Annotated in this window: 25 protein-coding genes; 5 read left to right on the plus strand and 20 right to left on the minus strand. The window is 69.0% G+C overall.

Annotated features, from left to right (window positions below):
* Positions 1-98: 98 nt before the first annotated feature.
* The gene (locus tag KZC57_RS03645; RefSeq protein WP_247641069.1) at positions 99-1,349 is read left to right on the plus strand and encodes a hypothetical protein; all 1,251 of its coding nucleotides are present in this window, start codon (positions 99-101) and stop codon (positions 1,347-1,349) included.
* 56 nt (positions 1,350-1,405) lie between these two features.
* Here KZC57_RS03645 and KZC57_RS03650 read toward each other — a convergent pair whose 3' ends face one another.
* From KZC57_RS03650 to KZC57_RS03700, 11 genes are all read right to left on the minus strand, one after another.
* The gene (locus tag KZC57_RS03650; protein WP_025105022.1) at positions 1,406-1,759 is read right to left on the minus strand and encodes an RNA polymerase-binding protein RbpA; all 354 of its coding nucleotides are present in this window, start codon (positions 1,757-1,759) and stop codon (positions 1,406-1,408) included.
* Positions 1,759-2,007, minus strand: coding sequence for a preprotein translocase subunit SecG (secG, locus tag KZC57_RS03655; RefSeq protein ID WP_025105023.1), 249 nt, complete (start codon positions 2,005-2,007; stop codon positions 1,759-1,761). Before secG ends, KZC57_RS03650 begins: the two co-directional genes overlap by 1 nt.
* An 80-nt stretch (positions 2,008-2,087) precedes the next feature.
* Positions 2,088-2,879: a triose-phosphate isomerase gene (gene tpiA / locus KZC57_RS03660; RefSeq protein WP_025105024.1), complete on the minus strand. Its 792-nt coding sequence runs from the start codon at positions 2,877-2,879 to the stop codon at positions 2,088-2,090.
* Positions 2,870-4,084 (minus strand): phosphoglycerate kinase, encoded by a 1,215-nt coding sequence (gene pgk, locus KZC57_RS03665; protein WP_247641070.1) that lies wholly within the window; start codon positions 4,082-4,084, stop codon positions 2,870-2,872. Before pgk ends, tpiA begins: the two co-directional genes overlap by 10 nt.
* A 10-nt stretch (positions 4,085-4,094) precedes the next feature.
* Positions 4,095-5,105: a type I glyceraldehyde-3-phosphate dehydrogenase gene (gene gap, locus KZC57_RS03670; protein ID WP_025105026.1), complete on the minus strand. Its 1,011-nt coding sequence runs from the start codon at positions 5,103-5,105 to the stop codon at positions 4,095-4,097.
* Positions 5,106-5,220: 115 nt separating this feature from the next.
* Entirely contained in the window at positions 5,221-5,847 is a 627-nt protein-coding gene (locus tag KZC57_RS03675; RefSeq protein WP_025105027.1) for a superoxide dismutase, read from the minus strand.
* Positions 5,848-6,008: 161 nt separating this feature from the next.
* Positions 6,009-6,986, minus strand: coding sequence for a DNA-binding protein WhiA (whiA, locus tag KZC57_RS03680; RefSeq protein ID WP_060921191.1), 978 nt, complete (start codon positions 6,984-6,986; stop codon positions 6,009-6,011).
* Positions 6,987-7,049: 63 nt separating this feature from the next.
* Positions 7,050-7,922 carry an RNase adapter RapZ gene (gene rapZ / locus KZC57_RS03685; RefSeq protein ID WP_060921192.1) on the minus strand — a complete coding sequence of 291 codons (873 nt, stop codon included), beginning with the start codon at positions 7,920-7,922 and terminating at the stop codon, positions 7,050-7,052.
* A gap of 38 nt (positions 7,923-7,960) precedes the next feature.
* On the minus strand, positions 7,961-9,865 hold the full coding sequence (gene uvrC, locus KZC57_RS03690; protein ID WP_144881264.1) for an excinuclease ABC subunit UvrC: 1,905 nt from the start codon (positions 9,863-9,865) through the stop codon (positions 7,961-7,963).
* A complete protein-coding gene (uvrA, locus tag KZC57_RS03695; protein ID WP_247641071.1) occupies positions 9,865-12,753 on the minus strand; it encodes an excinuclease ABC subunit UvrA in 2,889 nt (962 codons plus the stop codon). Before uvrA ends, uvrC begins: the two co-directional genes overlap by 1 nt.
* 124 nt (positions 12,754-12,877) lie before the next feature.
* The gene (locus tag KZC57_RS03700; RefSeq protein ID WP_247641072.1) at positions 12,878-13,321 is read right to left on the minus strand and encodes a MarR family transcriptional regulator; all 444 of its coding nucleotides are present in this window, start codon (positions 13,319-13,321) and stop codon (positions 12,878-12,880) included.
* A gap of 39 nt (positions 13,322-13,360) precedes the next feature.
* On the opposite strand from KZC57_RS03700, the gene KZC57_RS03705 reads away from it, so the two are divergent.
* A complete protein-coding gene (locus tag KZC57_RS03705) occupies positions 13,361-13,609 on the plus strand; it encodes a hypothetical protein (protein ID WP_060921196.1) in 249 nt (82 codons plus the stop codon).
* Positions 13,610-13,621: 12 nt separating this feature from the next.
* On the opposite strand, the gene KZC57_RS03710 is transcribed toward KZC57_RS03705, so the two are convergent.
* The 3 genes from KZC57_RS03710 to coaE are packed head-to-tail and all read right to left on the minus strand — an operon-like array spanning position 13,622 to position 16,692.
* Complete coding sequence (locus tag KZC57_RS03710; RefSeq protein WP_105950019.1) at positions 13,622-13,969, minus strand: TfoX/Sxy family protein; 348 nt, start codon at positions 13,967-13,969, stop codon at positions 13,622-13,624.
* Positions 13,970-13,980: 11 nt separating this feature from the next.
* Positions 13,981-16,053, minus strand: a complete 2,073-nt coding sequence (uvrB, locus tag KZC57_RS03715) for an excinuclease ABC subunit UvrB (RefSeq protein WP_025105040.1) — start codon at positions 16,051-16,053, stop codon at positions 13,981-13,983.
* 3 nt (positions 16,054-16,056) lie between these two features.
* Positions 16,057-16,692, minus strand: a complete 636-nt coding sequence (coaE, locus tag KZC57_RS03720; RefSeq protein ID WP_105950020.1) for a dephospho-CoA kinase — start codon at positions 16,690-16,692, stop codon at positions 16,057-16,059.
* A 125-nt stretch (positions 16,693-16,817) separates the two neighbouring features.
* On the opposite strand from coaE, the gene KZC57_RS03725 reads away from it, so the two are divergent.
* Genes KZC57_RS03725 through KZC57_RS03735 form a run of 3 tightly spaced genes read left to right on the plus strand, consistent with a single transcriptional unit; the run spans position 16,818 to position 18,453 of the window.
* Positions 16,818-17,375 (plus strand): hypothetical protein, encoded by a 558-nt coding sequence (locus KZC57_RS03725; RefSeq protein WP_062634042.1) that lies wholly within the window; start codon positions 16,818-16,820, stop codon positions 17,373-17,375.
* A gap of 35 nt (positions 17,376-17,410) precedes the next feature.
* Positions 17,411-17,926, plus strand: a complete 516-nt coding sequence (locus KZC57_RS03730; RefSeq protein WP_247641073.1) for a signal peptidase I — start codon at positions 17,411-17,413, stop codon at positions 17,924-17,926.
* Positions 17,927-17,970: 44 nt separating this feature from the next.
* Positions 17,971-18,453: a hypothetical protein gene (locus KZC57_RS03735; protein ID WP_247641074.1), complete on the plus strand. Its 483-nt coding sequence runs from the start codon at positions 17,971-17,973 to the stop codon at positions 18,451-18,453.
* A 26-nt stretch (positions 18,454-18,479) separates the two neighbouring features.
* Here KZC57_RS03735 and KZC57_RS03740 read toward each other — a convergent pair whose 3' ends face one another.
* From KZC57_RS03740 to KZC57_RS03765, 6 genes are read right to left on the minus strand one after another with little or no spacing between them, the layout of a single operon-like run.
* Positions 18,480-19,052 carry a CoA-binding protein gene (locus tag KZC57_RS03740; RefSeq protein ID WP_247641075.1) on the minus strand — a complete coding sequence of 191 codons (573 nt, stop codon included), beginning with the start codon at positions 19,050-19,052 and terminating at the stop codon, positions 18,480-18,482.
* Entirely contained in the window at positions 19,049-20,353 is a 1,305-nt protein-coding gene (locus KZC57_RS03745; protein ID WP_247641076.1) for an O-acetylhomoserine aminocarboxypropyltransferase/cysteine synthase family protein, read from the minus strand. The genes KZC57_RS03740 and KZC57_RS03745 overlap by 4 nt, the downstream gene beginning before the upstream one ends.
* The gene (gene acs / locus KZC57_RS03750) at positions 20,350-22,356 is read right to left on the minus strand and encodes an acetate--CoA ligase (RefSeq protein ID WP_374206596.1); all 2,007 of its coding nucleotides are present in this window, start codon (positions 22,354-22,356) and stop codon (positions 20,350-20,352) included. Before acs ends, KZC57_RS03745 begins: the two co-directional genes overlap by 4 nt.
* Complete coding sequence (locus KZC57_RS03755) at positions 22,347-23,204, minus strand: ABC transporter permease (RefSeq protein ID WP_144881270.1); 858 nt, start codon at positions 23,202-23,204, stop codon at positions 22,347-22,349. Before KZC57_RS03755 ends, acs begins: the two co-directional genes overlap by 10 nt.
* Entirely contained in the window at positions 23,201-24,241 is a 1,041-nt protein-coding gene (locus KZC57_RS03760) for an aliphatic sulfonate ABC transporter substrate-binding protein (protein ID WP_060921206.1), read from the minus strand. The genes KZC57_RS03755 and KZC57_RS03760 overlap by 4 nt, the downstream gene beginning before the upstream one ends.
* Positions 24,238-25,089: an ABC transporter ATP-binding protein gene (locus KZC57_RS03765; protein ID WP_247641078.1), complete on the minus strand. Its 852-nt coding sequence runs from the start codon at positions 25,087-25,089 to the stop codon at positions 24,238-24,240. The genes KZC57_RS03760 and KZC57_RS03765 overlap by 4 nt, the downstream gene beginning before the upstream one ends.
* Positions 25,090-25,177 lie beyond the last annotated feature (88 nt).

A 25,177-nucleotide genomic window follows, 5' to 3' on the forward strand; every position in this document is an offset into this window, starting at 1 on the left:
GCAGTCCCACGCCCCGCGACGGGGACCCGCTGCGTCCAATACGCTGACAGCAGATACACGCAGTCCCCGACCGGAAGGCCCGAGCGAATGGATATGTCGTGACGGATGCGCTCCCCTCCGGACCTGTCGCGCCGCAGAGCCCACCGCACGGTGGACACCACCTGCCGAGCGTGCTGTCACAACCTCGGGATGCACGACCCTCCCACGCTACGAGCACCGGGAGCGGAGGACGTCGTCGCCCCCGCCGTCGGGTCGTCGTCGGCCTCCTCGGCGGATTCGTCGTGGTCGGCGGCCTGGCCACCGCGCAGGTGTCCGCGGACCTCGGCTATGACGACGCCCGGAGCGACTTCGAGACGGCCTCGCGGAGCTTCCAGGCGCAGAGCACGGAGGTCGATCACCGCTACGGAGAACTCGTCGAATCGACCGAAGCGGGACACGTGATCCTCGACACCGGGGACACCAGCCTCCCCGTGCCCGATGACGCCTGGGACTCGTTGATGTCTGCCGTCGCCGACGGTGAGGCGATCGGCGCCGAGGTCGAGAAGGTCGCCGCGGCGACGCCTCCGCAGAGCGGAGAGAAGCCGTCGTGGTTCTGGGAGCTCTTCGGAGCCACGGCGGAGCTCCACGCGGACCAGGAACGGGTGGAGGACCTCGTCGACGACCTGAGGAAGGCCTCCACCGACGCCGCCGACGGCCGGACCGCCGTCTCCGAGAGCGGAATCGCGGTCGTCACGGCAGCCGGAAGCGCCGCGGATACCTTCGAGGCCGGGCACCTCTCCGCCCGCAACGACGCCGTGATCGCCCTGCGCGCCGCAGCCGCGGACGCCTCGGCCGTGACCGCCGTCGATGACGCCACCGCCTCCGTCTACGTCGCACTGCAGGAGGCGGCCGCGCAGGTCGTGGCGACCGAGGCGGAGGAGATGGCGGAGAAGGCGGGTCCGCTGCGGAACGCTCGACTCGAGATCGAGGCCTTCGCCCGCACACTCGCTCCCGGGGTCCTGCTGGAGTTCGACTGGGCCCCCGTCGTCAACGGCGCCGGATACAACGGCAGTATGGGCGGTTACACGACCTGGTGGTGGGACACACCGGGACGCGCAGTCATCGAGCTGTCCGACTCGGTCGCGGAGCAGTGGCCCGCGGAACGCAGCAAGGCGCTCGTCGCCCACGAGGTGGGCCACGCCATCAGCGTCAAATGTCAGGACATGTACGACTCATCCACCCAGGACAGCATCGAGAAGTGGGCGACGGCCTGGGCGATCAGCATGGGATTCACGGACGACGCGAACGGGGTCTGGGCCTACGGGTATCCCCCGCAGAACTACATCGACGCGGCCGCCGGCTGCCGCTGAGACGGCAGAAGCCGCCGTGGTCGCCACGGCGGCTTCTCCTCTCGCTCAGTCGACGGTCACTGACCCCGACGCTCGCGGAGCTGGGTGAGGGCGTCCTCCAGGAGCTGGACGGCCTCTTCGTCCGTGCGACGCTCCTTCACGTATGCCAGGTGCGTCTTGTACGGCTCGGCCTTGGCGACGGCAGGAGGGTTCTCCTTGTCGCGCCCGGCCGGAAGACCGGACTGCGGGTGGTCGATGATCTCCGGGATCTCCTCCTCGGGGAGACCGGCGGCGAAGTAGCGGACAGTCTCGTTGCCGAGACCGTCCCAGTACGACACCGCGATGCGGTCGGCGTGGTAGCCGTGGTCCTGCTCCCCCATGGGACCGGAACCGACACGGGTACCGCGGATCGCGTTTCCACCGGTAGCCATCAGATCACCTCGAACTTCGTGATGAGGCCGAGCGCCACGATGGCGATGAACCACGTGAGCGCCAGGACGACGGTGAAGCGGTTCAGGTTCCGCTCCGCGAGACCGGAGGAGCCGACCGCAGTGGTCATGCCGCCGCCGAACATGTCGGACAGGCCGCCGCCGCGACCCTTGTGCAAGAGGATGAGGAGAGTCAGCAGGACGCTGGTGATGCCCAGCACGACCTGCAGGACGAACTCGAGGATTGCCACGGAAAGAGCCTTTCGCTGGGGCCGGAGCGCCCCCGTAACGGTCAAGTATACGGTGCAGCGGGGCCGGAGCCCCGCCGCACTCACACGCCGACGTGCTTCTCGAAGCGGATGATCGCCGCGAACTCGTCGACGACGAGGCTCGCGCCGCCGACCAGAGCGCCGTCCACGTCGGGCTCGCGCATGAAGCTGGCGATGTTGGCCGCCTTGACCGAGCCGCCGTAGAGGATGCGGGTGCGGGCCGCCGCCTCGTCACCGAGGACCTTCGCGATCACACCGCGGAGCGCCGCGCAGACATCCTGCGCCTGCTGCGGAGTGGCCGCCTGGCCCGACCCGATGGCCCAGACGGGCTCATACGCCACGACGATGTCAGCCGACGGGGAGACGCCCTGGAGGGCGGCCTCGAGCTGTCCGGCCGGAACCGCGCTGGCACCGAACTTCTCCAGGTCCTCCGCTGTCTCGCCGACGCAGATCACCGGGGAGAGGCCGTGCTTGAGCGCAGCCTTCACCTTGCCGGCCACGATCTCGTCGGACTCCGCGTGGTACTCGCGACGCTCGGAGTGTCCGATGATGACGTACTTCGCGTCGAGCTTCGCCAGGAACGCCCCGGAGATCTCGCCCGTGTACGCACCGGAGTCGTGCGCCGAGACATCCTGTGCACCGAACGCGAACGGGATCTTGTCCGCATCGATCAGCGTCTGCACGCTGCGGATGTCCGTGAAGGGCGGGAAGACCGCCACCTCCACGGATCCGTCCTCGTGCTTGGCGTCCTTCAGCGTCCAGTGCAGCTTCTGCACGAACGCCACCGCCTGCAGGTGGTCCAGGTTCATCTTCCAGTTGCCCGCGATCAGCGGGGTACGGGAGCTCACGCCCATCCGAGGACCTCCAGCCCAGGTAGTTTCTTGCCCTCGAGGAATTCGAGGGATGCGCCGCCGCCGGTCGAGATGTGCCCGAACTGGTCGTCGGTGAATCCCAGCTGGCGGACGGCTGCGGCGGAGTCGCCGCCGCCGACGACGCTCAGGCCGTCGACCTCGGTCAGCGCCTGCGCGACCGCCTTGGTACCCGCGGCGAAGGCGGGGAACTCGAACACACCCATCGGGCCGTTCCAGAACACCGTCTTCGATCCGCGGATGACCTCGGCGAAGCGCGCCGCGGTCTCCGGCCCGATGTCCAGGCCGATGCCCGACGAGCCGAACGCCGTCTCCTCGATCGCGTCCGCGGCGGCCACCTCGTGGTCCGCGTCGGCGCCGAAGGACGCGGCGACGACAACGTCGGTGGGGAGCACGAGCTCCACGCCGCGCTCGGCCGCCTCGGCGATGTAGCCCCGGACGGTGTCGAGCTGGTCCTCCTCGAGGAGGCTCGACGCGACGGCATGACCCTGCGCCTTCAGGAAGGTGAAGAGCATGCCACCGCCGACGAGGATGCGGTCCACCCGCGGCAGCAGGTGGGAGATGACTCCGAGCTTGTCGCTCACCTTGGACCCACCGAGCACCACCGCGTACGGACGCTCCGGGTTCTCCGTCAGGCGGTCGAGCACGTCGAGCTCGGTCGCGATCAGGAGGCCGGCCGCCGAGGGCAGCAGCTTCGCGAGGTCGTAGACGCTCGCCTGCTTGCGGTGCACGACGCCGAAGCCGTCGGAGACGAGCACGTCGCCCAGCTCCGCGAGCTGCGCCGCGAAGGCACCACGCTCGGCGTCGTCCTTCGAGGTCTCCCCGGGGTTGAACCGGAGGTTCTCGATCACGACGACCTGGCCGTTCTCGAGGGACGCCACGGCATCCTTCGCGGCATCGCCGACCGTGTCGCCCGCGAAGGCGACCGGCGCGCCGAGCAGCTCGGACAGTCGCTGGGCGACCGGCTCGAGGCTGTACTGCGGGTCGGGGGCGCCGTCGGGACGGCCGAGGTGCGAGCAGACGACGACGCGGGCGCCCGCGTCGATGAGGGTCTTCAGGGTCGGCAGCGAGGCGCGGACACGGCCATCGTCCGTGATGACCCCGTCCCGCAGGGGGACGTTCAGATCACAACGGACGATGACGCGCTTGCCCTCGAGCGAACCCAGTGAGGCCAGGGTGCGCAGAGTCATGTGTCGGAGCTCAGATGCGCTCGGCGACGTACTCGGTCAGGTCGACGAGACGGTTGGAGTAGCCCCACTCGTTGTCGTACCAGCTCGAGACCTTGATCAGGTTGCCGCTGACGTTGGTGAGCGTGGAATCGAAGATCGACGAGTGCGGGTTGTGCACGATGTCGCTCGACACGATCGGGTCCTCGTTGTACTGCAGGTACCCGGCCAGACGACCCTCGGCCGCAGCCTTCTTGTAGGCCTCGTTGACCTCGTCCACCGTGAGGTTCTCGCGGTCCGTGATGAGCGTCAGGTCGACGATCGAGCCCGTAGGAACCGGCACGCGGTAGGAGGAGCCGCTGAGCTTGCCGTTCAGCTCCGGGAGGACGAGGCCGATGGCCTTCGCGGCACCCGTCGAGGCCGGCGTGATGTTGATCGCGGCGGCGCGGGCGCGGCGGAGGTCCTTGTGCGGACCGTCCTGCAGGTTCTGGTCGGCGGTGTAGGCGTGGGCCGTCATCATGAAGCCACGGTCGATGCCGAAGGCGTCGTTGAACACCTTGGCCAGCGGCGCGAGGCAGTTCGTCGTGCAGGAGGCGTTGGAGATGATGTGGTCCGTCTCCGGGTTGTACGTCTCCTCGTTCACGCCCATGACGATGGTGCGGTCGTCACCCGTGGCCGGAGCCGAGATGAGGACCTTCTTCGCACCGGCGTCGATGTGCTTGCGCGCGGCGTCGGCGTTGGTGAAGAAGCCGGTGGACTCGATGACGATGTCCACGCCCAGCTCGCCCCACGGGAGGTTGGCGGGGTCACGCTCTGCGAAGGCCTTGATCTCCTTGCCGTCGACGGTGATGCTGTCGTCGTCGTACGTGATCTCGGCGTCGAGGACGCCGCTGACCGAGTCGTACTTCAGCAGGTGTGCCAGGGTCTTGTTGTCGGTGAGGTCGTTGACCGCGACGATCTCAAGGTCTGCTCCCTGCGCGAGAGCTGCGCGGAAGTAGTTGCGTCCGATGCGGCCGAAGCCGTTGATACCGATCTTGACAGACACTCAGGTCTCCCTGTTTCTCATGCGCCGAGCGCCGCCGTCGAGCGTGCGCCATGCGCGGGTTTTTTGGCTGAGATGGCGCCCCGACGAGCCGTGGGCCCGCCGGGACGCGACCCGATTACGACAGTACCAGCAGGCCGTTCGTCTGCTGACGGGCGACCTCGAGGCGCTGGGCGACGTTCTCCCAGTTGGCGATGTTCCACGCGGCCTTGACGTAGTCGGCCTTCACGTTGAGGTAGTCGAGGTAGAAGGCGTGCTCCCACATGTCCAGCTGGAACAGCGGGATGGTGCCCTGCGCGGTGTTCGACTGCTGGTCGAAGAGCTGCTGGATGATGAGGCGCGAGCCGATCGAGTCCCAGCTCAGGACGGCCCAGCCGGAACCCTGGATCCCGGTGGCGGCGGCGGTGAAGTGCGCCTGGAACTTCTCGAAGGAGCCGAAGTACTCGTCGATGGCCGCCTTGAGCTCGCCCTCGGGCTGGCCGCCACCGTTCGGCGAGAGGTTGGTCCAGAAGATCGAGTGGTTGACGTGCCCGCCGAGGTTGAACGCGAGGTCCTTCTCGAGCTTGTTCACGTTCGCGAGGTTGCCGCTCTCGCGGGCCTCGGCCAGCTGCTCCAGCGCGGTGTTGGCGCCCGCGACGTAGGTCGCGTGGTGCTTGTCGTGGTGCAGCTCCATGATCTTGCCGCTGATGTGCGGCTCGAGAGCGGCGAAGTCGTAGGGAAGGTCGGGGAGCGTGTAGGTTGCCATATCGCATTCATCCAATCCGCGCCGCGCCGCGGCGCTTGCCGATGCTCCGCGTCGCCGATGTGCGACGGAGAGCGGACGACTTTCATCCTACTGACGACAACGCCTCGGGTGTCCGGATCCTTCCGGGGGTTGACACGCCGTCCAGGGCGGCGTCACCCGGATCAGACGTCGAGACCGGCGGGGACGGCGGCCTCGGTCCCCGGGATGCCCTCCTGCTGCGCGCGCTTGTCCGCCATCGCCAGTAGGCGGCGGATGCGGCCGGCCACGGCGTCCTTGGTGAGCGGAGGGTCGGCGTGGTGTCCCAGCTCGTCGAGGCTGGCGTCGCGGTGCGCGAGGCGGAGCTCGCCGGCGACACGGAGGTGGTCGGGCACCTCGTCGGCCAGGATCTCGAGAGCGCGCTCGACACGGGCGCACGCCGCCACGGCGGCCTGCGCGGAACGGCGGAGGTTCGCGTCGTCGAAGTTGACGAGACGGTTGACGCCGGCGCGCACCTCGCGGCGCTGTCGCAGCTCCTCCCAGGCGAGAGCGGTGCGCTGGGCGCCCATCTCGCTGAGGATGGTGCGGATGGCCTCGCCCTCGCGGACGACGACGCGGGGAAGCCCGCGGACCTCGCGGGCCTTCGCGGCGACGCCGAGACGGTGAGCGGCACCCACGAGCGCCATGGCCGCCTCGGACGACGGGCAGGCGACCTCGAGCATGGCGGAGCGGCCCGGCTCGCTGAGCGTCCCCGCGGCGAGGAACGCCCCGCGCCAGAGACCGGCGACCTCCGCACGGGAACCCGTTGTGAGGCGGTTCGGGAGTCCGCGGACCGGGCGGCGACGCTGGTCGAGCAGTCCGGTCTGGCGGGCCAGGGTCTCCCCCTGCGCGATGACCCGAACGGCCCAGCGGGCGCCGTCGTTGGCGGTGCTCGACTGCACCTGGGCGATCTCCGGACGGACGCCGTAGATCTCGGCGAGGTCGCGGGCCACACGGCGGGCGAGGGTCTCGGCATCGACCTCCGCTTCCACCGCCACACGGCCGGCGATGGAGTGCAGACCACCGGCGAACCGGAGGATGGCCGTCACCTCAGCGACGCGCACCGTGGGGGGTGCATTGCGGATGCTGACGAGCTCAGCCTTGACGTCGGTGGTTAGTGCCACGAGACTCCTTCACGTTCACGCGCCGGGTCGCGACGCAAACCTCCAGCTTACTCGCTCGGGGGCCTATTCCCTGCCGAGGTCGCGGTGGCGGACGTTGACCGCGACGCCCGGGATTCCCGCCAGTCGACGGGCGAGCTCCTCGGACATGGCGACCGAACGGTGCTTGCCGCCCGTGCACCCGATGGCGATCGTGGAGTGGCTCTTGTTCTCGCGCTGGTACCCCTCGAGGACGGGGACGAGAGCCTTCGCGTAGGCGTCGAGGAACTCCTCCGCACCGTCGCGGGAGAGCACGTACTCCCGTACCGTCTCGTCCTGCCCCGTGAGTCCGCGGAGGTCTTCGTTCCAGTACGGGTTCGGCAGGAACCGCATGTCGGCGACGACGTCGACGTCGGTGGGGAGCCCGTATTTGAATCCGAAGCTGAGCAGCGTGACGCGGTGCCGCGCCTCCCCCTCCTCGGAGAAGATGTCGGACACCTTCGTCGCCAGCTGATGGATGTTCAACGCCGTGGTGTCGATCACGAGGTCTGCGGCCTCGCGGATCGGCGCCAGCCGCGTGCGCTCGGTGCGGATGCCGTCGAGAAGCGTCCCATCGCCCTGGAGCGGGTGGGGGCGACGCACCGCCTCGAACCGACGGACGAGGACGTCGTCGGACGCATCGAGGAACAGCACGCGGATCGATCCCCGGGTGCGCAGCACACGCGCCACCTCGGGGAAGTCGTCGAAGAGGTTGCGACCGCGGACGTCGACCACCGCGGCGACCTTCGGCAGCGAATCCCCGCCCATGCCGGTGAGGTCGAGCAGCGGACGAAGAATCTGCGGCGGCAGGTTGTCCACGACGTACCAGCCGAGATCCTCGAGCGCATTGGCCACCGTGGTGCGCCCCGCGCCGGACATCCCGGTGACGATGAGGAACTCGCCCTTCTCCCCGTCAGACATCGCTACTCACTGCTCCTTCTCCCCCTCGGCCTCCCAGCCTAGCGAGTGGACAGGTGCGTATGGATGTTCTGGGCCAGCACCGGTCCGATCCCCTGGACCTCCTGGATCTGGTGGGGTTCGGCGGAGCGCAGCGCCGTGACCGAGCCGAAGTGCTTCAGCAGGACCTTGATCCGCGACGCACCCAGACCGGGCACCTCGGCGAGCACCGTCGTGATGTCCTTCTTGCGCTTCTTCCGCTGGTGCGTGATGGCGAATCGATGCGCCTCATCGCGGAGCCGCTGGAGCAGGTAGAGAGATTCGCTGGTCCGCGGGAGGATGACGGGGAAATCATCTCCCGGAAGCCAGATCTCCTCCAGGCGCTTGGCGATGCCGCAGACGGCGATCTCGGTGTGTCCGGAGTCGCGGAGGGCTCGGGCAGCGGCCTCGACCTGGGGCTGCCCTCCGTCCACGAGCAGCAGCTGCGGTGGGTAGGCGAACCGGGGCTTCCGGCGCACACCCGCCTCGCCGACGTCTTCCGCGACCACCTCGTCGGTGGTCGGGTCGACGGTCTCCTGCTCCTCCGGGCGGTCGAGGTAGGCCAGCCGACGCCGCAGCACCTGGTACATGGAGTCGGTGTCGTCCGTGGTCTCCGCGATGTTGAAGGTGCGGTACTGGTCCTTGCGCGGCAGCCCGTCCTCGAACACGACCATGGAAGCGACCACGTTCGTTCCCCCGAGGTGCGAGATGTCGAAGCACTCGATCCGGAGCGGCGCCTCCTCCATGCCCAGCGCTTCCTGCAGGTCGGTCAGCGCCTGCGTGCGCGCGACGTAGTCGCTCGTCCGACGGGTCTTGTGCCTGATCAGCGCCTGCTGGGCGTTCAGGGTAGCCGTGCGCATGAGGTCGGCCCGCTGGCCGCGGTGCGCCACCGCGATCTCGACCTTCCGGCCTCGACGTCCACGCAACCACACCTCCAGCTCGGAGGCGTCGTCGGGAAGCACCGGGACGAGGATGCGGCGCGGCACGTCCTGCGCCTCCCCGTAAGCCTGCTGGAGGACCTGCTCCACGAGCTCCCCGCCGGAGATGTCGATCTCCTTCTCGATCGTCAGGGCCCGGACCCCTCGAACACGACCGCCGCGGATGACGAAGTGCTGCACCGCGGCCGCGAGCTCGTCCTCGGCGATGCCGAACAGGTCGGCGTCCTCGTCCGCCGGCAGCACGAGGGCGCTCTTGCCGAGCACGGCCTCGATCGCGGAGAGCTTGTCCCGGAACTTCGCGGCCGCCTCGTAGTCCATCGCCGCCGACGCGGCGAGCATGCGTTGCGTGAGCTCGCGCGTGAAGCGTTCGTCACCGCCCGCCATGAACGCGACGAAATCGTCGACCATGGCGCGATGCTCCTCGATCGACACCGTCATCGAGCACGGCCCGCCGCACTTGCCGATCTGCCCGGGGAAGCACGGGCGGCCCGTCTGCATCGCACGCTTGTAGCTCGCGTCGCTGCAGGTGCGGATGGGGAAGGCCTTGATCATCAGGTCGATGGTCTCGTGCACCGCCCAGACCTTCGGATAGGGACCGAAGTAGCGGGCCCCCGGGATCTTCCGGTTCCGAGTCACGAGCACGCGCGGCGCCTCGTCGCCCAGCGTCACGGCCATGAACGGGTACGACTTGTCGTCCCGGTACTTGACGTTGAACGGCGGATCGAACTCCTTGATCCACATGTACTCGAGCTGGAGGGAGTCGACGTCGGTGGGCACGACCGTCCACTCCACCGACGCCGCCGTCGTCACCATCCGACGCGTGCGCTCATGCAGCGTCCGCAGCGGAGCGAAGTAGTTCGACAGCCGCTGACGGAGGTTCTTCGCCTTCCCGACGTACAGCACCCGGCCGTTGGCGTCGCGGAACCGGTACACCCCCGGGTCGGTCGGGATCTCGCCCGCCCGGGGCTTGTACGGCAGCACGTCGGCCATCAGCTGGCCTTCCGCGCAGAGCGCCCCTCACCCAGGATCTCGGCGAGGAACTGGCCGGTGTGGCTCTCCTCGACCCGCGCGATCTGCTCCGGCGTGCCGGTGGCGAGGATCGTGCCGCCGCCGGAACCGCCCTCCGGACCCAGGTCGATCACCCAGTCGGCCGACTTGATCACGTCGAGGTTGTGCTCGATCACGATCACCGTGTTGCCCTTGTCGACCAGACCGTTCAGCACCTCGAGGAGCTTGCGCACGTCCTCGAAGTGCAGACCCGTCGTCGGCTCGTCGAGCACGTAGATGCTCCGACCGTTGCTGCGGCGCTGGAGCTCGGTCGCGAGCTTCACGCGCTGCGCCTCACCACCGGAGAGCGTGGTCGCGGACTGCCCGAGGCGGACGTACCCCAGCCCCACGTCGACGAGGGTCTTCATGTAGCGGTGGATGGCCTGGATCGGCTCGAAGAACTCGGCCGCCTCCTCGATGGGCATCTCCAGCACCTCGGCGATGTTCTTGCCCTTGTAGTGCACGGCGAGGGTGTCGCGGTTGTACCGCTTGCCGTGGCACACCTCGCAGTCCACGTACACGTCCGGGAGGAAGTTCATCTCGATCTTGATCGTGCCGTCACCCGAGCAGGCCTCGCAGCGTCCGCCCTTGACGTTGAAGCTGAACCGGCCCGGCTGGTAGCCGCGGACCTTCGCCTCGGGCGTCTCGCTGAAGAGCGTGCGGATGCGGTCGAAGACGCCGGTGTAGGTCGCCGGGTTCGATCGCGGGGTGCGGCCGATCGGCGCCTGGTCGACGTGCACGACCTTGTCGAGGTTGTCGAGGCCGGTCACGCGGGTGTGCTTGCCCGGCACCGTTCGCGCGCCGTTGAGCCGCGACGCGAGCACCTGGTACAGGATGTCGTTCACGAGGGACGACTTCCCGGATCCGCTGACGCCGGTGACCGCGGTGAGGACGCCGAGCGGGAAGTCCGCCGTGACGTTGCGGAGGTTGTTGGCGCGCGCGCCCACGACGCTCAGCATGCGCTTCTTGTCGATCTTCCGGCGCTTCGCCGGCATCGGGATCTCTCGACGGCCCGAGAGGTAGTCGCCGGTCATGGAGTCGGTGTCGGCGAGAAGCGCGGAGTACGGCCCGGAGTGGACCACCGCTCCGCCGTTCACACCCGCGCCGGGACCGATGTCGACCACCCAGTCCGCGGCCTCGATCGTCTCTTCGTCGTGCTCGACGACGATCAGGGTGTTCCCGAGATCGCGCAGCGTGAGCAGCGTCTCGATGAGACGCCGGTTGTCGCGCTGGTGCAGTCCGATCGACGGCTCGTCGAGGACGTAGAGCACGCCGGTCAGCCCGGAGCCGATCTGCGTGGCGAGGCGGATGCGCTGGGCCTCGCCACCCGACAGCGAGCCGGCCGAACGGCTGAGGTTGAGGTAGGACAGACCGACCTGGAGGAGGAAGTCGAGGCGCAGCCGGATCTCACGGAGCACCTGGGCGGCGATCTTGGCCTCGCGGTCGGTGAGGTGCAGCTTCTCCATGAAGGCCCGGGCGTCGGCCAGGCTCAGGTGCGAGACCTCGGCGATGGAGTGACCGTGCACCTGCACGGCCAGCACCTCGGGCTTGAGACGGTCGCCGTTGCAGACCGGGCACGGGACCTCGCGGAGGTACTCGCCCCACCGGCTGCGCTGGGTGTCTGACTCGGCCTGCAGGTACTGCCGCTCGATGTACGGCACCACGCCCTCGAAACCGGAGGCATAGCGCATCTCACGGCCGTAGCGGTTCTTCCACTTGACGGTGACCTTGTAGTTCTCTCCGCGCAGGACTGCTTCCTTGACGTCGGAGTGCAGTTCGCGCCACGGGGTGTCGAGGGAGAAGTCGAGGTCGCGGGAGAGTCCTTCGAGCAGGCGCTCGTAGTACTGGAAGAGCCCCTTGCCCTGCGTGGTCCACGGGATGATGACGCCCTCGCGGATCGAGAGGTCTTCGTCGCCGAGCATCAGATCGACGTCCACCGACATGCGGGTGCCGAGGCCCGAGCAGGCGGGGCAGGCGCCGAACGGCGCGTTGAAGGAGAACGTGCGCGGCTCGATCTCGGTGAGGGTGAGCGCGTGGCCGTTGGGGCACGCGAGCTTCTCCGAGAAGGTCTGCCAGGCGTCGTCTCCCTCGCCGTCGACGTAGTTGACCTGCACCACACCGCCGGCGAGTCCGAGAGCGGTCTCCACCGAGTCGGTCACACGTCCGAGGATGTCCGGCGAGGCGACGAGGCGGTCGACGACCACGGCGATGTCGTGCTTGTAGCTCTTCTTGAGCGTCGGCGGCTCGGCCAGCTGGATGAGCTCGCCGTCGACGATCGCCCGCGAGTACCCCTTCGCCCCGAGCTCCCGGAACAGGTCGACGAACTCGCCCTTCTTCTGCGAGACGATCGGCGCGACGACCTGGTAGCGGGTGCGCTCCGGGAGCTCCATGAGCTGGTCGGCGATCTGCTGGACGGTCTGACGCTGGATCTTCTCCCCGCACACCGGACAGTGCGGAACGCCGATGCGCGCCCAGAGCAGACGCATGTAGTCGTAGATCTCGGTGATCGTGCCGACCGTCGACCGAGGGTTGCGGTTCGTCGACTTCTGATCGATCGAGACCGCCGGGCTCAGCCCCTCGATGAAATCGACGTCCGGCCGGTCGACCTGGCCGAGGAACTGTCGCGCGTAGGCGCTCAGCGACTCGACGTACCGACGCTGCCCCTCGGCGAAGATCGTGTCGAAGGCGAGGCTCGACTTCCCCGATCCGGAGAGGCCGGTGAAGACCACCAGCGAGTCACGGGGGATGTCGATGTCGACGTTCTTGAGATTGTGCACGCGGGCGCCGCGGACACTGAGTTTTCCTGGGGAAGCAACGGGGACGATGGGCACCGAACAAGTCTACGAGGGGCCACGGACATCGGCTCCGAGAACGCCCAACGCTTGGGCTCCCGGCGAGGTGGCTTCCTCGAGTCGTCACGGCGAGCGGCCCGCTCTACGCCGGACGCGGAACCGATCAGCTCTGGTCCGAGCGCCGCCCCGCGAAGGCCCCGAGCCCGTCCCGGAGAGCGGCGATCTCACCGATGCCCATCCCGACGGCGGCCATCACCTGCCGCGGCACGTCCACGGCCCCCGCGCGCAGAGCCGCGCCGGCGTTGGTGAGCGTGATCTCCAGCCGACGCTCGTCCTCACTGCTGCGCTGGCGCGTCACCAGGCCGTCGGCCTCGAGTCTCTTGACGAGGGGCGACGCAGTCGCGGGCTCCAGCGCGAGGTCGGCCGCGAGGTCGTTCAGGGTCCGCGGCGACCGCTCCCACAGGGCGAGCATCACCAGGTACTGCGGGTGCGTCAACCCGAGCGGCTCGAGGATCGGCCGATAGATCGCGACGACGTTCCGCGCCGCCGTGACCACGGCGAAGCAGAGCTGGTTCTCGAGCCGGAGCAGATCATCGGTGTCAGTCACGATCCCGACTATACATCTGCACGAATCATTAGTACACTAATGAACATGTCACGCGACTCCAGCCGCCCTCCTCTTCGCACCCGCATCCGCGAGGCGGGGGGCCTTTACACCTGGGTGAACACCAACCTCGTGCGTCTCGCCGGTCCGGCCTCGGTCGGACCCTACGAGAAGACGCCCCCGCCCAGCGCCGCAGAGCGCGCGGAACGGGCCTGTCCGCTGTGCGGGGCGCCGATGACCGAGCACGAGATCGATCGCTCGGGCCCGAAGACGCTGGTGCACTGCCCGTAAGCTCGCTCGGCGTCAGTCGTCGTCATCGGTGAGCGCGGCACCGACCGACTCCCGGGCCATGTCGATCCACGTCATGAGCGCGGCGTCGTCGGCGATCGCCGAGGCTGCGACATCGATCCAGCCGGACCCCATGGTGCGTGATCCCATCACGGCACGCGCGGCCCCGGGCAGCGTCACGGCGACAGCCCCGTTCTCCTCATCCACGCGGACGAGAAGCGTCCCGTCCTTCCGGGCGCCCACGAGGATGCGCCCCTCGTCGAGGAACGCCCTGGTCCCGAACATCCGGCGCTCCTCGATGGAAGGGTCGGCCCCGAGCAGCGCGCGGACGCGGTCGGCGAGTTCCTCTCCTGCGGCGTCCATATCGTCTCCGTCTACGCGTGCCCGGCCCGCTCCATCGACCGGAGCTCCTTCTTCAGATCCTGCACTTCGTCGCGCAGACGCCCGGCGAGCTCGAACTTCAGCTCGGCGGCCGCCGCGAGCATCTGATCGGTGAGGTCCTGGATCGTCGCCTCCAGCTGCTGTGCGCCCTCGGCTGCGATCCCGGTTCGCCGCAGGTTCGGTGTCGGCGACTTGCCCTTGCCCGACGCGCGGCCCCGGCCGGACATCAGCTCCGCCGTGTCCTGCCCCTCGCGCGCCAGCACCTCGGTGATGTCGGCGATGCGCTTGCGCAGCGGCTGCGGATCGATGCCGTGCTCCTTGTTGTACGCGATCTGCTTCTCACGCCGGCGGTCGGTCTCCTCGATGGCCTTCGCCATGGAGTCCGTCATGTTGTCCGCGTACATGTGCACTTCACCGGAGACGTTTCGCGCGGCGCGACCGATGGTCTGAATGAGCGACGTCCCGGAGCGGAGGAAGCCCTCCTTGTCCGCGTCGAGGATCGCGACGAGCGACACCTCCGGGAGGTCGAGTCCCTCTCGCAGCAGGTTGATACCCACCAGGACGTCGTACACACCGGCGCGCAGTTCGCTGAGAAGCTCGACGCGACGCAGGGTGTCGACGTCGGAGTGCAGGTAACGCACCCGGACGCCGTGCTCGCCGAGGAAGTCGGTCAGCTCCTCCGCCATCTTCTTCGTGAGGGTCGTGACGAGGACGCGCTCGTCCCGCTCCACGCGAAGCCTGATCTCCTCGAGCAGATCGTCGATCTGTCCCTTCGACGGTTTGACGATGATCTCCGGGTCGACCAGTCCCGTCGGGCGGATGATCTGCTCCACCACACCGTCGGCGATGCCCATCTCGTACTTGCCCGGGGTCGCCGACAGGTAGACGGTCTGCCCCACGCGGTTCTTGAACTCGTCCCAGCGCAGTGGTCGGTTGTCCATCGCGCTCGGCAGGCGGAAGCCGTGGTCGACGAGCGTGCGCTTGCGGGAGGCGTCGCCTTCGTACATCGCGCCGATCTGCGGCACCGTCACGTGGGACTCGTCGATGACGAGCAGGAAGTCGTCCGGGAAGAAGTCGAGGAGCGTGTGCGGGGGCTCCCCCGGCATGCGCCCGTCCATGTGACGCGAGTAGTTCTCGATACCGGAGCAGAAACCGAGCTGCTGCAGCATCTCCAGGTCGAACGTCGTCCGCATCCGGAGGCGCTGCGCCTCGAGGAGCTTGCCCTGACGTTCGAACTCCTTCAGCCGCTCCTCCAGCTCGTGCTCGATCGTGCCGATGGAGCGCTGGATGACGTCGGTGCCCGCGACGTAGTGCGAGGCGGGGAAGATCGGCACGGCGTCGAGCTTCTCGATGACCTCGCCCGTGAGCGGGTGCAGCGAGTAGAGCGCCTCGATCTCGTCGCCGAAGAGCTCGATGCGGATGGCGTGCTCCTCGTACACCGGGATGATCTCGATCGTGTCGCCGCGGACACGGAAGTTGCCCCGCGAGAAGTCGACGTCGTTGCGGTTGTATTGCATCGCGATGAACTGCCGGATCAGGGCGTCGCGGTCGTACCGCTCACCCACCTGGAGCGCGACCATGGCGCGCAGGTACTCCTCCGGAGCACCCAGGCCGTAGATGCAGGAGACGGTCGATACCACGACCACATCCCGACGGCTCAGCAGGGAGTTCGTCGTCGAGTGGCGGAGACGCTCGACCTCCGCGTTGATCGAGGAGTCCTTCTCGATGAAGGTGTCCGTCTGCGGGACGTAGGCCTCGGGCTGGTAGTAGTCGTAGTACGAGACGAAGTACTCGACGGCGTTGTTCGGCATGAGCTCGCGGAACTCGTTGGCGAGCTGTGCGGCGAGGGTCTTGTTGTGCGCGAGCACGAGCGTGGGACGCTGCACCTGTTCGACGAGCCACGCCGTGGTCGCCGATTTGCCTGTTCCGGTCGCACCGAGCAGCACGATGTCCGTCTCTCCCGCATTGATGCGGGAAGCCAGCTCGGCGATGGCCTGCGGCTGGTCACCGGCGGGGGCGTACTCGCTGATGACCTCGAAGGGGCGGACACTGCGGGTGGGCTGCATACATCAAGCGTATGCCGCCCCTCCGACATCGGGGCCGCGTCCGTGCGCTCGGAGCCGGCCCCAGAGCGCGTCCGTCTGGGCCAGCGTGTCCGCGATCGATCCTGCGGTGTCGATGACGACGTCGGCGATCGCGAGCCGCCGCTCGTCCGGGACCTGGGCGGCGATCCGGCGGCGCGCCTCCTCCGGCGTCATCCCGCGCAGCCCGACGAGCCTCTCGAGACGGACCTCCTCGGGCGCGTGCGCGACGACGATCGCATCCCACGGGTCATCGACACGCGCCTCCACGAGAAGCGGCACGTCGTAGACGACGACAGCATCCGGATCGGCACGGAACGCGGCGTCGAAACGGCGCTGGGACTCGGCGCGCACGGCAGGGTGCACGATGGCGTTCAGCTGCGCGAGACGGTCCGGATCGGCGAACACGGTCGCCCCGAGAGCGGCCCGGTCGAGCGAACCGTCTCCGGCGATGACCTCGTCGCCGAACGTCCGCGCGATCGCGCCGAGCACCTCGGATCCCGGCGCCTGGACCTCGCGCACGATCCGATCAGCGTCGACGATCACCGCGCCGAGTTCGGCGAGACGGTTCGCGATGGTGGACTTCCCCGACGCGATGCCTCCGGTGAGAGCGATGAGCGGCATCCGACCATCCTGCCACGCCTGTCCGAGGGGGCGCCCGACGCTGCCGCGGAACAATCGGGAAAGCTTCGGTCCCTCTTGAGGAAGACTTGACGGTCCCCTGAGGTGCGCTGCGTAACGTCGAAGCCATGACGAACACGGATGCCCCCGCACGCCCTGACCGCACCGAGCGACGCTCCCGGCGCCGCCCGATCATGGCGTTCGCGCTGGCCGTGCTCGCTACCGGAGGAATCGGTGCCGCGCTCACGAGCGCCGCGTGGACCGACAACACCTTCTTCAGCGCTCCGGCCGCAGGAGCCACCTTCAACCTCCAGGGTTCCACCGACGGAACCACCTGGAAGGAGTCAGCCGCGAAGAACAGCATCGAGCTCGTCGTGCCCGCGGAGAAGCTGGCCAACCTGCTCCCCGGCGAGACCCGCACCATCAAGCTCTGGGTCAAGAACGCCAGCTCCGTCAACGCCGCACTCACCTCGACCGTCGAGTACGCCCCCGGTAACACGGCGACGGACTTCACGGTCAAGCCGACGGCGACGATCACCGGGCTCGCGGCGTCGCTGACCTCCTCCGGCTCCACGGCGACCGATGAGTTCGACCTCGTCGTCACCACCCCGGCCGACTGGCCGACGAGCAACCAGGGCAAGACCGGCACGATCCTGGTCACGGTCTCTGCCACCGCCACCAACTGACCCCCCAACCCCGCAGCAGAGACGAAGGACGAACCGTGGTGCAGCTCCTCCGCCGGCTCGCCCTGCCCGTGCTCTGGGCGCTGGCTGCCATGGGCGTGGGCTGCGGCGTCGTCTGGGGCGCCACGGCGATCGGGCTCATCCAGCCGCTCGTCGTGATCTCGGGCTCCATGGAACCCGAGATCATGACGGGCGACCTCCTCATCGCCACGAAGGTCCCCGCCGAATCCTTGGAGGTCGGTGACGTCGTCAGCCTGCCGAGCGCGCTGACCGACTCCCTGGTGACCCACCGCATCACCGCCATCGCGGACTCCGACGGCACGCGCACGGTCACCATGAAGGGCGACCACAACGAGTTCTCCGACGCGCTCGACTATCCGGTGACCGGCGACGTGTGGAAGCCGGCGGTACAGCTTCCCGGATGGGGAACCGCCATCATGCGGATGACGACGCCGGCGGTCGCCGTCCCGCTGTTCCTCGGTCTCCTGGGGCTGCTCGGCCTCAGCATGATGAGCCCGGCCGAGCGACCGGCACGAAAGCCCCTGACTACGTGACACCCGCACGAAGGTTCTCCCCGGCGGCCGGCCTCGTTGTCGCGATGGCTCTCGTCTTCCTGGCCGTCGCTCAGGGAATCGTCTCGACCACCAGCGCGGCGTGGACGGATCGGACCGTGGTCACGGCGACGATGACGTCCGCCTCGGCATGGTTGTCGCCGTTCGCGGGGAACACGTGCAAGGCCTACAGCAGCCCGTCGGCCGCCCCCACGACCTGCGCGATCACGGCGATCCGCTACGAGGAGATCAGCGACGCCTCCGGCCACTTCTACATCAGCACCAACGCACCGGGCGGGTCGCACCACGTCGAGGTCGACGTGGATCTGAAGAGGGCGACGGGCCTTCCCCGGACATGGACTTCCTGGACCGAAGCGGGGGTGCTCCCGGGCAGCCACGTCACGCCCGACCGCGCATGGACGTGCTCCTCGTTGCCGCGGCTCACCGGCCGCAGCCTCGACTGGCACCTCACCGACCTCCAGGTTCCGGTGACGCTGCAGCGCGGCATGGCGAACACGATCTGCGCCTGAGCCTCCTGGGCACGGCGCGGCACCCCTCAGCGCGCGAGCAGCTGCCGCCGGGAGCTGATCACGCCGGTGTCGAAGCCGGCGAGATGCAGGCCGCCGTGGAAACGGGCGTGCTCGATCTTGATGCAGCGGTCCATGACCACCGAGAGCCCGGCCGCCTCCGCGATCGCGGCCGCCTCCTCGTTCCAGGAGCCGAGCTGGAGCCACAGCGTCTTGGCCCCGCTGTCGACCGCCTCCTGCGCGACCCCTGGCAGGTCGTCATGACGACGGAAGACGTCGACGATGTCGGGCTGCACTGGCAGGGCACTCAACGACGGATACACCGGCTGCTCGAGGATCTCGGTCTCCCTCGGGTTCACGAGATAGACGTCGTAGGGCGTGCTGGAGAGCAGGTACGTCGCGACGAAGTAGGAGGCCCGCGCGGGGTTGCCCGACGCCCCGACGATGGCGATCGATCGCGCCCGCCGCAGCAGTCCGAACCGCTGCGGCTGCGTGGGGCCGGTCCAGGTGCGGCCCGGTTCGACGACCGCGGGGAGCGCGCAGCTGGCGGCATCCGTGGCCGGAGGAAGGGCGCAGGCGTCGCCGGCGGAGGTCGTGCTCATCGGTGGGCTCCCGTCGCGAGGGTGAGGGCCTGATCGAGGTCCCAGATGATGTCCTCCGCGTCCTCCAGGCCGACGGAGATGCGGATCAGGTCGGGGCGTACGCCGGCGGCGACGAGCTGCTCCTCGGTGAGCTGACGGTGCGTGGTGGAGGCCGGGTGGATCACCAGGGTGCGGGCGTCGCCGATGTTGGCGAGGTGGGACGCGAGCTGCAGGTTCTCGATGAACCCCTCCCCCGCGGCGCGGCCGTCCTCGGCGGCGACCCCGAACGCGAACACGGATCCCGGTCCCAGCGGCAGGTACCGGGCGGCACGCTCATGATGCGGATGACCTTCGAGCCCTGCCCAGGTGACGTAGGACACGCGCGGGTCTGCAGCCAGCCACTCGGCGACGACCCGGGCGTTGGCGATGTGAGCGTCGATGCGCTGGGGCAGCGTCTCTACGCCCTGCAGGAGCGTGAAGGCCGATTGCGGGCTCAGGGCGGGTCCGATGTCGCGCAGCTGTTCGGAGCGCAGCTTGGTGAGGAATCCGTACTCGCCGAAGTTTCCCCACCAGGAGATGCCGCCGTAGGAGGCCACGGGTTCGGTCATCTGCGGGAACTTGCCGTTGCCCCAGTCGAACGTGCCCTTCTCGATGACCACACCGCCGAGGGTCGTGCCGTGCCCGCCGAGGAACTTCGTGACCGAGTGGATGACGATGTCCGCCCCGTGCTCCAGCGGGCGCGCGAGGTACGGCGTGGCCAGGGTGGCGTCGACGACGAGCGGAACTCCGGCGTCGTGGGCGACGGCGGCGAGACCCGCGATGTCGGCGATCTCGCCCGACGGGTTCCCGATCATCTCGACGTAGACGACCTTGGTCTCCGGACGGATGGCCGCGGCGAAGTCAGCCGGGTCGGAGGAGCTGACGAACGTCGTCTCCACGCCGAACCGTCGCAGGGTGACGTCGAGCTGCGTCACCGTGCCGCCGTAGAGCTGCGCGGCGGCGACGACATGATCGCCCGCGCCCACGAGCGCGGCGAACGTGATGAACTCGGCGCTCATCCCGGAGGCGGTCGCCACCGCCCCGATACCGCCTTCCAGCGAGGCCAGCCGCTCCTCCAGGGCGGCGACGGTGGGGTTGCCGATGCGCGAGTAGATGTTGCCGTACTTCTGCAGCGCGAAGAGATTCCCGGCGTCGGCCGCATCGTCGAAGACGAACGACGTCGTCTGGTAGATCGGCACCGCCCGCGCTCCGGTGGCGGCGTCCGGTGTGCCGCCGGCGTGCAGAGCGCGGGTGCGGAACCCGAAGCGGTGGTCCTCGGTCATGATGTCCTCGATTCTGCGGCGAGAGCGCCGGCGATGTCGTCGACGGCCCAGGGGTTCTGCAGTGACGTCGTGTCGCCGAGGGCCTGCGGAGTGCGTCCCGCGCGCCGATCCTGTTCGGCATCCCAGAGCTGTGCGAGCAGGCGACGCATGATCTTCCCCGAGCGCGTCTTGGGCAGGTCCGGCACCACGATGACGTGCTTCGGCTTCGCGACCGGACCGATCGCGCGGGCGACCTCAGCGCGAAGTGCGTGCGCGTCGATCTCCGCCCGGCCGGACGGGGTGACGAACGCCACGACCGCCTGCCCGGTGACCGGGTCCGCCACACCGGCGGACCCGGCTTCGCCGACCGTCTCGTGCGCCACGAGCGCCGACTCGATCTCGATCGTCGAGAGGCGATGTCCGGACACGTTCACGACGTCGTCGAGCCGGCCCAGGATCCAGATGAACCCGTCGGCGTCCCGGGTCGCCCCGTCTCCGGCGACGTAATAGCCGCCGTGCGCGCCCACGCCTGCGTACGCGGCCCAGTACGCGTCGCGGTAGCGCTCCGGATTGCCCCAGACGGTCCGCGCCATCCCCGGCCACGGACGCCGGACGACCAGCGTCCCGGACCGGCCCGGCGCCACCTCGTCACCGTTCTCGTCGACCACCGCGACGTCGATGCCCGGAAGCGGGACCGACGCGGAGCCGGGCTTCAGGGGTGTGATGCCGGGCAAGGGGGCGATCATCGCGGCCCCGGTCTCCGACTGCCACCACGTGTCGATGACGGGGAGCTCATCCCGCCCGAAGTTCCGGCGGAACCACACCCAGGCCTCCGGATTGATCGCCTCGCCCACCGTGCCGAGCAGTCGCAGGGTCGACAGGTCGCGGCCGCTCGGCAACTCGTCACCGAACCAGGTCATGAACGTCCGGATGAGGGTCGGGGCCGTGTAATAGACCGTGACGCCGTAGCGCTCGATGATCTCCAGGTGCCGCTCGCGGTGCGGAGTGTCCGGCGTGCCCTCGTAGATGACCTGGGTGAGCCCGTTCGACAGCGGCCCGTAGATCTCGTAGGTGTGGGCGGTGACCCAGGCGAGATCGGCCGTGCACCAATGGACGTCGTCGGGTTTAGCGTCGAAGTGCGCCCAGTGCGCCCAGCTCGCGTGCGTCAGATAGCCGCCGGAGGTGTGCACGAGGCCCTTGGGCTTCCCCGTCGTGCCGGAGGTGTAGATGATGAAGAGCGGGTGCTCGGCGTCGAAGGCCTTCGCCTGATGCGCGGTGGGGGCCGTGTCGACGACGTCGTGCCACCACACGTCCCGGCCTTCGGTCCACGGGACGCTCTGTCCGGTGCGACGGAGCACGAGGACGTGTTCGAGCTCCGGCAGTCCGCCAGCGGCGGCATCGGCGGCGGTTTTGACCTCGGTCGCCGTCCCCCGCCGGAACTGGCCGTCGCTGGTGACGAGCAGCTTCGCCCCGGTGTCCTCGAGCCGGAACCGCACGGCCTCTGCGGAGAACCCCCCGAAGACGAGGGAGTGGACGGCTCCGATCCGCGCGCAGGCGAGCGTGATGACCACCGTCTCCACGAGCACGGGGAGGTAGATCACCACACGGTCGCCGGGTCGGATCCCGAGGCCTTCCAGCGCGTGCGCCGCCTGGGCCACCCGGCGCTGGAGGTCGGCGTAGGTCACCGAGACCCGGTCACCGGGCTCCCCTTCGAAGTGCAGCGCCACCTTGTCTCCGCGCCCGGCGTCGACATGACGGTCCACGCAGTTCACCGCGACGTTCAGCCGGCCCCCGAGGAACCATCGCGCCGCCGGGGCCGCACCGTCGACGGGCGGGTCCCACTCGTGCACGGCCGTCCACGGCTCCGCCCAGTCCAGCCGGCGGGCCGCATCCTCCCAGAAGGCCGGAGGATCAGCGGCCGCGCGGGCATAGGCTTCCGCCGTCACGTTGGCATCGAGGAACGCGGGCGACGGAGGATAGATCCGTTCCTCCCGCAGCCGAGCCTCGGTCGTCATCACGTCCATCGCCGCAGCAGGTACTTCTCCAACAGCGCGAGCACGCCGTTGGTGATCGTGCCGAGCAGCGCGAGCAGCACGATGGAGAGCAGGATGCGGTCGACGCGACCCGTGCTCTGCGAGTCCGTCAGCAGGAAGCCGAGCCCCATGGACGACGCGATCAGTTCGGCAGCAACCAGGAACAGCCACGCCTGGGCGAGCGCGAGGCGGAGGCCCGACACGACGGACGGCACGACAGCCGGGAGCTGGACCGTGCGGAACAGCGACCAGCCGTGCAGGCTGAACGAGCGTCCCGCCTCGACGAGCTGCGGATCCACATGCCGGAGCGCCGAGGCGACCGTCGTGTAGACCGGGAAGAACGCGCCGATCGCGATGAGGGTCACCTTGGACTCCTCGCCGATCTGCATCCACAGGATCAGCAGCGGCACCCAGGCGAGCGACGGCACCGCGCGAACCGCGGCGAGCGTCGGGCTGAGCAGCACGTCACCCCAGCGCGACAGCCCGACGATGCCGGCCGCGGCGAGGCCGACGACGGAGCCGATCGCGAACCCGAGCAGCACCCGCTGGACCGAGATGGCGATGTGGGTCCAGAGCTGACCGGACTCGGCGAGTTCCACCCCGGCCTGGAAGACCGACGCCGGCGCCGGGAGTCGGTACGGCTCGATGAGACCGGCCGTCGTGACCACCTGCCAGGCGATGAGGATCACGGCCGGGAGCAGGAAGCCCCCGAGGACCCGCACGACGGGCGGCAGACCACGCCGTGCTCCTCCCGTCCCCCGCCGGGGAGCACCCTTCGCGAACTCGAGTGTGTCCCGCGATTCCGCCGGGACGACCACCCGATCCTCGAAACCGGTCACTCGCCTGCGCCCGCCTTCGTCGCGAAGGTGTCGTTGATGATGCTGGACAGCGCCTTGTCGACGGATTCCTGCCCGCCCTGGACGTCGCCGGACTCGACGAGCACCGGGGCGATCTTCTCGAGCACGGCGAGCTGATCGTCACCGGGGACGCCGTTCACGTCGAGGTTCGACCGCTCCTGGATGACCGTGGTCGCGACCTCGAGGTCGATGCCGGCGACCTCGGCCAGCAGGGCGGCCGTCTCTTCCGGGTTCTCGAGCGCCCACGCACGCGCCTCCTCGTAAGCGTCGACGACGGCCTGAGCGAGGTCGGGGTGGTTGTCGATGAAGTCCTCGGTCGCGTTGAGGAAGCCGTAGGTGTTGAAGTCGACGTTGCGGTAGATGAGCTTGTCGCCCGACTCCTGCTCCGCGGCGGCCATGATGGGGTCGAGTCCCGCCCACGCGTCGACGGAACCGCCGTCGAGCGCCGCGCGCCCGTCGGCGTGCTGGAGGTTCTGCACCTCGACGTCGGCCAGCGACAGCCCGCCCTCCTCCAGGGCCTGGAGGAGGAAGAAGTAGGGGTCGGTGCCCTTGGTGGCCGCGACGGAGGCGCCCTTGAGGTCCTCGACCGAGGTGATGTCGCTGTCGGGACCGACGACGATGGCCGACCACTCGGGCTGGGAGAAGATGTCGATCACCTGGATGGGCGAACCGTTCGCGCGGGCGAGCAGCGCAGCCGAGCCCGCCGTCGATCCCACGTCGACCGAACCCGAGCGGAGGAGCTCGTTGGCCTTGTTCGACCCGGCGGACTGCACCCATTCGACGGTGACGTCGTCACCGAGGATGTCCTCCAGGATGCCCTGGTCGCGGATCACGAGGCTGAGGGGGTTGTAGGTCGCGAAGTCGATGGACAGCGTGTCCGCCGACCACTCGCCGTTCCCGGCGGGGGTGGACTCGGCCTCGGCGGACGCGTTCTCGCCGGCGACGCAGCCGGTGGCGACGAGCATCATCGTCCCGGCGACGGCGATCGCAGGGATGATACGGCGGGTGATGGTGCTCATCGGGTCTCCTCGGGGGTGTGGTGGTGCGTGTCGACGCCGAGCCCTTCGAGGAGCTCGGCGCGCAGGTCGGCGAGGCCGCGGTCGGCGCGGTCTCGGGGGCGGATGCCGGGGACGCGGATCGTCCGCGCGACGGACGACGCCGTGTCATCCGCGTCGCCGACAGTGCGCAGCAGCAGCACGCGGTCGGCGAGATAGAGGGCCTCCTCCACGTCGTGGGTCACGAGCAGCACCGTGGTGGGCTCGGCCGCGTGGATCTTCAGGAGCAGGTCGTGCATGCGAAGGCGCGTGAGGGCGTCGAGCGCACCGAAAGGCTCGTCGAGCAGCAGGACTCCGGGGTTCCTGGCAAGAGCCCGGGCGAGGGACGCGCGCTGCGCCATGCCTCCGGACACTTCACGGGGGCGCTGGTCGGCGGCGTGCTCGAGACCGACAAGCTGCAGCAGCTCGCGGACCCGAGTGCGTCCGACGCCGCGGGAGACGCCGCGGGGAAGACCGAGCTCGACGTTCTGCGCGAGGGTACGCCACGGGAGCAGCCGCGGCTCCTGGAACGCGATCGCCGTGCGCTCGTCGACATCGGCGACACCGGAGCCGTCCAGGCGGATCGTCCCCCGGGTGGGGGTGTCCAGCCCGCCGATGAGGCGCAGCAGTGTCGACTTCCCACACCCGGACGGACCGACGACGGCGACGATCTCCCCGGCGGCGATGTCCAGGTCGAGATCGCGGAGCACCTCGCGTCGCCCCTGCGCGAGCGGGAACGACCGCGCGATGCCGTCGAGGCGCACAGGCTGTGCGGAGCCCGTTGTCTTCGGGGCCTCAGCGGTGCGTGACGCAGGGGGCAGGAGGGCGGTCATGTCCCCATGCTGTCGGAGGCTCCGGAATGTTACGAATGCGGCCGTAATGTTGCGTCACGCAGCTGTTCCGCTGGTTTCCGGGCATGCG

The sequence above is a fragment of the Microbacterium sp. KSW4-4 genome (genome assembly GCF_023091185.1).
Taxonomy (GTDB): domain Bacteria; phylum Actinomycetota; class Actinomycetes; order Actinomycetales; family Microbacteriaceae; genus Microbacterium; species Microbacterium paraoxydans.